General features: G+C 52.6%; 8 protein-coding genes. 4 read left to right on the plus strand and 4 right to left on the minus strand.

Annotated elements, in window-relative coordinates; all coding sequences use genetic code 11:
* Positions 1-50: 50 nt before the first annotated feature.
* From ABF287_RS17200 to ABF287_RS17215, 4 genes are all read right to left on the minus strand, one after another.
* Positions 51-290: a recombinase family protein gene (locus tag ABF287_RS17200; RefSeq protein WP_347186225.1), complete on the minus strand. Its 240-nt coding sequence runs from the start codon at positions 288-290 to the stop codon at positions 51-53.
* A 330-nt stretch (positions 291-620) separates the two neighbouring features.
* Positions 621-2,393 carry a TRAP transporter fused permease subunit gene (locus ABF287_RS17205; protein ID WP_347186226.1) on the minus strand — a complete coding sequence of 591 codons (1,773 nt, stop codon included), beginning with the start codon at positions 2,391-2,393 and terminating at the stop codon, positions 621-623.
* A 57-nt stretch (positions 2,394-2,450) separates the two neighbouring features.
* The gene (locus ABF287_RS17210; protein WP_347186227.1) at positions 2,451-3,395 is read right to left on the minus strand and encodes a TAXI family TRAP transporter solute-binding subunit; all 945 of its coding nucleotides are present in this window, start codon (positions 3,393-3,395) and stop codon (positions 2,451-2,453) included.
* Positions 3,396-3,542: 147 nt separating this feature from the next.
* Entirely contained in the window at positions 3,543-4,289 is a 747-nt protein-coding gene (locus ABF287_RS17215; RefSeq protein ID WP_347186228.1) for an SDR family oxidoreductase, read from the minus strand.
* A 165-nt stretch (positions 4,290-4,454) separates the two neighbouring features.
* Here ABF287_RS17215 and ABF287_RS17220 point away from each other — a divergent pair, with 165 nt between their 5' ends.
* The 4 genes from ABF287_RS17220 to ABF287_RS17235 all read left to right on the plus strand — a co-directional run bounded on the left by ABF287_RS17220 (position 4,455) and on the right by ABF287_RS17235 (position 9,461).
* Positions 4,455-5,150 (plus strand): FCD domain-containing protein, encoded by a 696-nt coding sequence (locus ABF287_RS17220; protein WP_347186229.1) that lies wholly within the window; start codon positions 4,455-4,457, stop codon positions 5,148-5,150.
* A gap of 696 nt (positions 5,151-5,846) precedes the next feature.
* The gene (locus ABF287_RS17225) at positions 5,847-7,184 is read left to right on the plus strand and encodes a Mob protein (RefSeq protein WP_347186230.1); all 1,338 of its coding nucleotides are present in this window, start codon (positions 5,847-5,849) and stop codon (positions 7,182-7,184) included.
* A 153-nt stretch (positions 7,185-7,337) separates the two neighbouring features.
* Positions 7,338-8,252: a tyrosine-type recombinase/integrase gene (locus ABF287_RS17230; RefSeq protein ID WP_347186231.1), complete on the plus strand. Its 915-nt coding sequence runs from the start codon at positions 7,338-7,340 to the stop codon at positions 8,250-8,252.
* A 6-nt stretch (positions 8,253-8,258) separates the two neighbouring features.
* The gene (locus ABF287_RS17235) at positions 8,259-9,461 is read left to right on the plus strand and encodes an IS91 family transposase (RefSeq protein WP_347186232.1); all 1,203 of its coding nucleotides are present in this window, start codon (positions 8,259-8,261) and stop codon (positions 9,459-9,461) included.
* The last annotated feature ends 155 nt before the right edge of the window (positions 9,462-9,616 follow it).

The raw sequence follows: 9,616 nt of genomic DNA on the forward strand, positions 1-9,616 counted from the left end.
ACAGCACACGCGCCGCATAATACAACCAACCAGATGAGCCAGATACTCGCCTAAATTACGCAGCCTCTGGACCCAAAAACTCTGACGACGTACAGGTCCCACTCCGCGATGGCGAGAACGTCCCCTGCCCCCAAAGCATCGATTGCTCGTTGCAGCTGTGGCCGGCCTTTGACAGTTCGGCCAGATGCGACCTCACGAAAAATCTTGTCCGCCTTGATCGTATTCAAAGCGCCGATCTGGCGATCAAGAGATTGTCCTTGGCTAGACACTCTGGCGTAACCGATAAGCATGTGAAGAACCTACACCAGGCGTTAGAGTTGCGCACCTGATTTATGCACCAGCTCGCAAGTCTTGTTTTTATGGTCAGCTTCGCTTGTTGCAAATATCATGAATTTCCTTACAAAAATCCCGAACCAGCCGTTCGAGCAACCCGCAGCGAAGGTCTCAAAAGAGCCCACTTTGACCGATGCTGCACGATGCATAAAGGTCCACTATAACGAGAGTACCAAAAATCTCTAACAACAGCTGCGTTCACAAATGTGGATCCTTTTCTCATGAAAGAGGTTACCAACAGACCTTCTATGGGCTTTGTCATCGAGGAGAATTACCACCGCAAGAATCTACAGCAGAACGCGTAAAAAGATGATTGCGAGGCCGAGTGAAACGAACGCAATACGAAGCACGTTATTGTAGTTCGCAATAATCCCAAACGATACACAGCCAAGACCAATTGCCATTTGAATGAATGATAGAACTGCGCCTAGCGTATTGGTTTGCAGCCGAATGAGATCAGGATTGGCAATCATGCCAAGCGGAATGATATACAGACCTATACCCAGAGCCATGGCGGTCAGAGCAACCTTCAACCAGTTCTCACCAATCATACCTGCGGCAATAAATACAGCTCCGCAGACGGGTGGGGTAATAGTTGAAAGAAGTGCAAACCAAAACACAAAAAGATGCGCTTGCAATGGCTCTAAGCCAAGGTCAATCAGTGCAGGTCCAGCGACTGAGACACAGATCACGTATGCTGCGGTTGTTGGGACTTCCATACCGAGTAAAAGGCATGCAAGGGCCGTTAACAAAAGGGAGGGCCAGAGCAATCCACCAGAACCAGACACAATGAAAGACGTGAGCTTTACGCCCAAACCCGTGATGCCAAGTACGCCAATAACGATAGAAGCACAGATGATGATCGAGCCGATCATGGCTATCTGTTTGCCTGCATTCAAGCAGGCAGCGGCCAAGCGTTCGGTGCCAAGCCTAAAGTCTAGCCCTGTTTTTCCATTCATCAGAAGAGCGAGCAGGCCTACAAATATTGCCAGTGCTGCCGAATACTGTGGCGTATATTTCAACGCAAACATGGCGATCAGTAAAACGCTGAATGGTACTGCAAAAAATAATGATGTGATCAGAATTTCGCGACGCGCTGGTTGTTCGTCCTCAGAAATGCCTTTCAGCTCATATCGTGTCGCGTAGGCATCTATGCCTATCCAAACTGCGACAAAGAACAGAACAGCGGGCAATAGGGCTGCTAACATGATGTCAGTGTAGGGAACACCTGTCAGCTCGACCATTACAAACGCCCCCGCGCCCATTAGTGGGGGCATAATCTGACCGCCTGATGAGGCAACGGCTTCAACGGCGGCGGCAAGACGTTTTGGATACCCCAGCTTTGTCATTGCAGGTAATGTCACCGCGCCGGTTGATGCGACATTTGCAGAAGCAGAACCAGAGATGGACCCAAAGAGCGCTGACGAAAGGACCGATACTTTTGCAGCCCCGCCCTTGAGGCGTCCGGCGGCGCCAGCAGCCACATTCATGAATCCTTGCCCCGCGTCACCCGCATTCAGGACAGCGCCAAAAATGACAAAGACTGAAACAACACCTACAGATACGCCTGTCAGGCTGCCCCAAATGCCCCCTTCGGCGATGGTAAGCGTTCCAAGAAAACTACCGAGTGGTGTGCCAGAGTGGCCAAATTGGCCAGGGATGTATTGCCCCAAAAGACCGTAGGCCAACATAAGTGCTGCTACCGTTGGCAGCGGCCAGCCAATCATCCGTCGCGCGCCTTCCAAAACGATTAAAAGCAGAAAGACAGCCATCATCGTTTGGCCATTGCCTTCGATGAAACCATACTGATTGCGCAGCATCTGGTGGTTAAAAGCAATCCAGAGGCAGCAGGCAATGCCAACAAGGGTCACGGTAAGACCACCAATGGTCTGTAATCTAGACGCCGCATTGAAAAGGAAAACCCATGGAAGGATCAGTGCGAGGTGCAATGGGCGCGCGACCAAATTTGGCACAAGGCCGTAGAAGATGAGCCCAAGATGAGCCGCTATCATCAGCAGCCCCAGCAAGATCCAAGGCATCTGGATACGATTTGAAAACATGGGGAACCTCAAAGATGTGTGAGCGACCCCAAAAGGGGCCGCTTTCAATGGTAGCGTTTAGCGGTGCGCATCCGTCAGCGGAGCAGCAACTTCTTGGTAATAGCGGATAGCACCAGGGTGAATCTCTCTTGAGATATTAGAGATCATGTCGGTGCTAAGACCGTTCCACCATGCCGCTGCACTGCCCATTCCCTCTTTCTGTTCCCAGAACGTTTTGGTCAGCATATATGCGGTGTCATCACTCATCGCGGTGGTTGTGTACGCGACAACAGGCAAGGACGTTGTTGAGATGTCAGCGTCCTGACCGGCGTATGTACCAGCGGGGATGGTAAGAGGTGTGCGCTTCGTTGTGGCGATCTGATCACCTGACAGCGACAGAACCGTCACGCCAGTTGAGGCCGCTGCTTCGATGACGTTTGGCGCAGGATAGGAGCCAGCCGTCACAAAACCGTCGATCTGCCCATTTTTCAAAGCGGCAACCGCGTTTGAAAGCTCGGAATCAGAAAGTTTGACTTTGCCTTCTAGTCCGAACAGCCCAAGGTACTTCGCCCCTTCGCTTGCACCAAATGAACCGCTGCCCAACAAGATTGTTTTGCCTTCCATCTCTTCGAATGAAGTAATGCCGCTGGCATCAGACACGACGAAGTGCATTGTCAAAGACGGGATTGGGAATAATGCACGGATATTGGCAAAAGCTGGATCGCCTTTGCCTTCAAACATTGCTTTGCCATCTTGCGCCAATCCAACCAAAGCAGGGGGCGTTGTAAATACGTAATCGCCGCCACGCGCCCGTACTTCCATGACGTTCTGGACTGAACCTTGGCTTTCTTCGACAGTGACGACAACGCCACCATCTGTGCCTTTGCGCATGGCTTCAGCGATCTGCACACCCATCTGGTAATAGGACGATGTCGTCTTCGCAGATTTATAGGTGATCCGCTCTTGTGCAAAAGCTGTTGTCGAAAGCAACGCCAAAGACGATGCTGCGATTAGTGTCTTCATTAGTGTCTTCATTGATTTTCCTCCCAGAAAAATTCACTGACCTGAATTAACAAACATTTCATTGAAGGTGCACGCACAAGATTGGGCTGGAACCTTCATTCTAACCGAAAGTCTAAACATCATATAATCAAAATAGCAATCATAATATCATTTTGGCGCTACGGGCTCTTCAAATCGGCGCACGGTGCTTACGCCACCATCGACAGCAATAACTTGTCCATTCACGAAACTCGCACCTTCTGAAGTCAACATCGTTGCAACACCAGCGACTTCTTCTAGGTATGCAACACGGTTGCTGGGCGTCGCCTTAACCCATCCCTGACGCGCATTGGGATCGGGTAACATCCCTCCGTCAACAGCGCCGGGAGCGAGAACATTCACTCGGATTCGGGAGTGCGACAGTTCCGCGGCCATAACCCGCGCCATAGAGGCGACCCCTCCCTTGCTTGCCGCATATGCGCAACGTCCGTGAACCCCAATTTGGCCGTGAATGGACGTCACCAAAACGATGCGGCCGCCGTTTTCCAACATAAGCTTACTGGCCGTTTGGGCCACGCGAAATGCACCCAAAAGATTGACTGCCAGCAACTCTTCGAACTCAATTTCGTCCAAATCCAAGAATGGGGATGTACGCATAACCCCTGCGGCATGGATAAGAACATCCAGCCCATCTAGCGCGCAAGTCGCCTGTTCAAATGCGGCCCTGACTGAAGCCCCATCAGCAACATTGACGTGAAAATGTGGAACATCAGAACGCTGTGCTGGATTTAGATCAAGACAGGCAACCTGATCGCCCCGTTGTAGCAGTGCGGAAATGATAGAATTACCAAGCGCGCCTGCTCCGCCGGTTACTATGGACTTTAGTCTACGGGACGTGGGTCGAAGATTATTCATATTGGTTCCGTTCTCAACAAATACTCTGTGCATCAACGATCTTTGGTGATCGGCGAATCATAATATGATTTAGGTGTATATAATACAAAAAAAATTGCATCCTACCCAAAACAGGATTAACATCAGTACAATGTTTCATCCGCCCACTGGGAAAGGCCGCGTCTCATGGAAAAACAAGGATCGGTGATTGCATCGCTGTCAGATCAGTTACGTCGTGACATCTCACTCGGAATCATCAAACCAGGGCACAAGCTGAACATTGAAGGGCTTAAAAGGACTTACAATGTCTCGCATCCATCTGTGCGTGAAGCGCTCTCTTTACTCGTTGGAGAGGGTTATGTCGGCTTCCAAGAATCCAAAGGTTTCCGTGCTCTGGAAGCTTCCCAAGAAGAACAGCAAGACATCATTCGTGTTCGGGCTGAATTGGAGTGCGTTGCATTCGAATGGTCGATCAAGCGATCCGATGTTGCTTGGAGATCAAGTGTCATTGCTGCCCATTATGCATTGTCAGAGATCGAACGAAAGATGTCTGAGGATCCACTTAACGCGGTATTGGAATGGGACGACAGGAACAGAGCGTTCCATTTTGCACTGGCTGGAAACTGCAACTCACCAAAGCTGTTAGATATCATTGCAACCCAGTATGACCTGAGCCGCCGGTATCGTTTAATGGCTCATGCAAATGATCGCAGCCTGACGTCACGGGCGCGGTGGGTTAAGAACAGCGCTGAAGAGCATGAAGCTTTGAAACAGGCGACGTTGGAGGGGAATATTTCAAAGGGTCAAGAAATACTTAAAAAGCACATCAGAAAGGCGACGCTTCATGCGGTTGGTGCAGCCCCAAAAGAAAATGAAGCGTAAACTCTATGCTATTTGAGCTGGATTGGTCTTGAAGATGGTTCTCGTAGGGATGAAAACGGCCATTGGCGCAAGCGCAGCGAAAGCTCGGTTTGTCCGCGATGCAGCCATCCAACGCTTAAAAATGCTGCGCTAACGGGTCAATGTCTGCTTCGGGGAATCTGCGATGCAGCAATTGGACATCTGATCAATGGCGGCTCTGGACCGTTTGCGGTGACCCTACTTGGAGCGTTGCGCCGCTCCACCACGTTTTGGGAGAGAGTTTGGCGGGGGACACCCCACACCCCGACCAATGACCAAAGAGCCATGGGAAACGAGAACATGAAGAGTAGCCGCAATCAAAGATAAACTAGGAAGCGTCCACCAGATTTGTTGGAAGGGGCACCTGCAATCTGCAAAGATTTGCGCCACCCGAGATATAGTTAAACGATCATCAAGAATTGTTTAACGATCAAGCAAAGGGCCTCGGCCCTGCGCAGTTGTTTTGCTTGCAAAACGACGGAGCGCCCCCACGGCGTTAGTGGCAGACAGGAAGCTCTCAAAGCTACCTACAGTCTGTCACTATGGGTAGGAAACCGCCCCCCATCTTATCAGTTATCCACAGTTTTCAGCACGCCAATCACCCAATGCACGAAATCCAGTTTTGAACTTTCACGAACCTCACCGAGCCTTTCTGGAATGTAACAGAAAGGAACTGTGATGGCCTATCAATTCATTCACATCGAAACATACTCAACAGCTCAGACAAAGGTTAAGGGAACGGACAACCATTTCAATTCCGCAGCTCAGGTTTTCGGTGAGGCAAGACGCGTGCCCAAATATTCTGGTCATGTGGAACAGGTTGGAAAGGTTTATCGGCTTGGAGGAACACATACAGTCTCCCAACTTGAAGCAAGACACACAGCCCTTCTGAAAGACCTGAAGGAGACTGTCACCCGCAAAGATGGCAGCATCTATGAGCGCAAGCTGCGCAAAGATGCGGCGACGCTTTATACGGAAATCCATTCGCATCCCCTGCCCACCTCCACGTTTCTGGCGGACAAGAAAACCCACGGTCCCGAGATTCAGAAATGGATCAAACTGGCCCTTGAGGATTTTCAGGCTCGCATGCCAGGGGGCATCGAATGGACCGCAGTCATGCATGTCGATGAAAGCCATGTGCATTTTCATATCCTGGCGATCAATCCAAGAGATCCGAAGCTGGATGCCAACAAACTCCACACAGGGAAAGCCGCCGCAGCAAAGCTCCGCAACGCATTGGATGTCCCGACTGCGATCCCCGCACTGCCAAAGCCTGAACTACAGAATCGCCCTAAGAAGCCCAAACAACCACGCCCATCAAAGAACCGCGAAACGCAGCGCAAGAATAAGATCAAACGCGAGGCTCAACTGGCAGAGTGGGAAAAGGAGTGCCGTGATGTTGAAGCCGACAATGCGGCTTTGCTGGCGGAATGGAAGACGGCCAACACTGCGCACCTCAAATCTGCACGCAAGCAACGCGGCGCCATCCCGGAAAAGGATGCTTACACGGCTGCAATGAAAGCGCTGCAAGACCGGTATTATGAACAGGTGGGAAAACCCTGTGGCCTCTTGCGGGACGGCCCCAGATCCGGGCGTCTCACCACGGTCGAATATGCAACGCGTAAGAAAAGCGCGCAAAGGTTAGCTGCTAATATTGAGAGTGTTGAAAAGGATCGCGATCGTGTCGATCAGGAAATCGATATGGTCGAAGGCATCAAGGCCACGCATTCAAATGCGCAGGAGGTGTTGGCAAAGGACCGAGCGGAATTGGACGAAGGGGTGAAAGCCATTGCGACATTGGTCACTCAGTTGGAGACAGGCGAGGCAACCATCTCGGGTGGAACGATCCAAATGCAAAAACCGCCCAGCTTTCTGAAACGTCTTTTCCAGAAGAAGCCTCAAGAAAGCAGTGCGACCGGTCTATTCAGGCGTCTTGTTAAGCTGATTGCTCGAGGTGTTGACGGTGACCGCAGCGTGACCGAAACCACGCCAACACCCAATGAACCCGAATTTTAGGAAGTACACGAACGGCCCAAGCACTAAATCGCTCCGCGATAGAGGCGCTTGTTTCTGGTGTTGCGCTGAGTTGGGATTTGTTTCGCGATTTGTGATGTTGTGTGTGTGCTGTTGGTCGAGGTGATTTTGCCTCGATTGACAGAGGGTTTTCCCATGAACATTCAACACACCACCCCGATGACACCGCTTCGTGCCCGCATGATCGCGGATATTTCAGGGCGCAATCTCGGCCCTGCATCCCAGGCCAGTCACTTGCGAGCATGCAAGCGGTTTGCGGCTTGGCTCGGGCGCTCGCCAGAGACTGCCACGCCGGACGATGTGAAGTATTTCCAACAGCATCTGATTGAGAGCGGGGGCAGCATCGGCACGCGCAACCAGACCATGACCGGGGTCAAGTTTCTGTTCCGCGTGACCCTGAGACGTCATGATCTGGTGGCCGAGATTTTTCATCTTAAAGAGCCGGTAAAGATACCGCTGGTTCTCAGCAAGAAGGAGATCAAGCGCATCTTGGCCATGGCCCCCAGCCTTAAGGCACGGGTGATGTTGTCGCTGGCCTATGGCTGCGGGATGCGCGCAGGCGAAGTTGTGCGGCTCAAGGTCGGCGATATTGATAGCGATCAGGAGATCATCCGCATCGTGCAATCGAAGGGGCGCAAGGATCGCAACGTCATGCTGCCTGTCGATATTCTGAGCCTTCTGCGCGAGTGGTGGACCGAACGCCCCACCGGTCAGGACAAGGATGTACCAGATCCCGAGCGGGTCCTCTTCCCCGGCTATCGGGGCAAACACCTCTCGGCCCGGCAGATTTCACGGTTGTTCAAACAGACCGCGCATGAGGCTGGGATCACCAAGCCGGTCACGTTGCACACTTTGCGCCATTCTTTCGCGACCCATCTGCTGGAAAGCGGCGTCGATATCCGCGTCATTCAAGCGCTTCTGGGCCATGCCAAACTGACGACCACGGCACGCTATGCCAGCGTAGCCACCGGCATGATCGCAGCGGTGGACAGCCCACTTGATGACCTGAACGGGCCCAAGCGCAAGAAGGGCAAAGGCAGATCTACATAATCCGCCATGCCGGGTCCAATATTGGAGATCGCGGACATTCTCCGCGCCCATGGTCCTGCTTGGCGTGCTACAAACGCGGGTCATGTCAGCCTGACACAGTTGAAAGTGATGAGCGCAATCGAGCGCTGCCGCACGGCAGCGCTTGGGGGGCATGTTGCGCGCTGCGCTGACTGCGCGCATGAACACATCGCCTACAATTCTTGCCGCAACCGCCATTGCCCAAAGTGTCAGGCGGGTGCGGCGAAGGCCTGGCTGGCGGCGCGCGAAGCAGAGCTGCTGCCCGTGCGATACTTCCACCTCGTCTTTACCCTGCCCAAACCCATTGCCGATATTGCGCATCAGAACAAACGTGAGATCTACAACCTGCTGATGCGAGCGAGTGCTGACACGGTGATCAAGATCGCCGCCGATCCCAAGCACCTTGGTGCCCGGGCGGGCATGATTTCGGTCCTTCATACCTGGGGCTCAGCAATGACGCATCATCCTCACGTTCACATGATTGTCCCGGGCGGGGGCTTGTCTGCAGATGGTGCAAAGTGGATCGCCTGCCGCAAGAACTTCTTCCTGTCCGTGCGGGTTCTGTCCCGTCTGTATCGCCGCCTCATTTTGGAAGGGCTGACCAAGCTGCATGATGCGGGGAAACTGCAATTCTTTGGAGACCATGCCGACCTCGTTGACCGCGCCGCATTCGATTCTTTCCTGCAACCGCTGCGCAAAATCGACTGGGTCGTCTACGCCAAGGAACCCTTCGCCGGACCCAAAGCAGTATTGGCATATCTGTCGCGATACACCCATCGTGTCGCGATTTCCAACAGCAGACTGATCCGCTTTGATGAGAACAGCGTCACCTTCAAGGTCAAGGATTACCGCCTTAAAGGCGCAGGCCGCCACACCACCATGACGCTGGCAACATCAGAGTTCATCCGCCGGTTCCTGATCCACGTGCTACCCAGAGGCCAGCACCGCATCCGTCACTATGGCTTCTTCGGAAACGGCAATCGTGTCGCCAATATCGCACGGATCAGGCAGTTGCTCGGAGTGCGGGCATCCGAACAGGACAACGACAACAACACCCGTAACACAATGGAACCTGTCCGTTTCCTCGCGCTGCCATGCCCGTGTTGCGGCGGACAACTGATCATCATCAACACAATCGCACCAGCACAGCATTCCAGAGCACCGCCAAAACCACAAAGGGCCGCAGTATGACCCGCGCCCCATACATCACAAACAACACTCGCCGCCGCAGACTATATCTGCTGCGAACCAATCATCTCACGCTGATCAAACTATCGATGTGGCAAAAGTTGATGCCGCCGACAAAATACCACGCATATCGACCAAATGCTGGCAAGACCAACCCC

It is taken from the genome of Pacificibacter sp. (assembly GCF_039769035.1).
GTDB lineage: Bacteria > Pseudomonadota > Alphaproteobacteria > Rhodobacterales > Rhodobacteraceae > Celeribacter.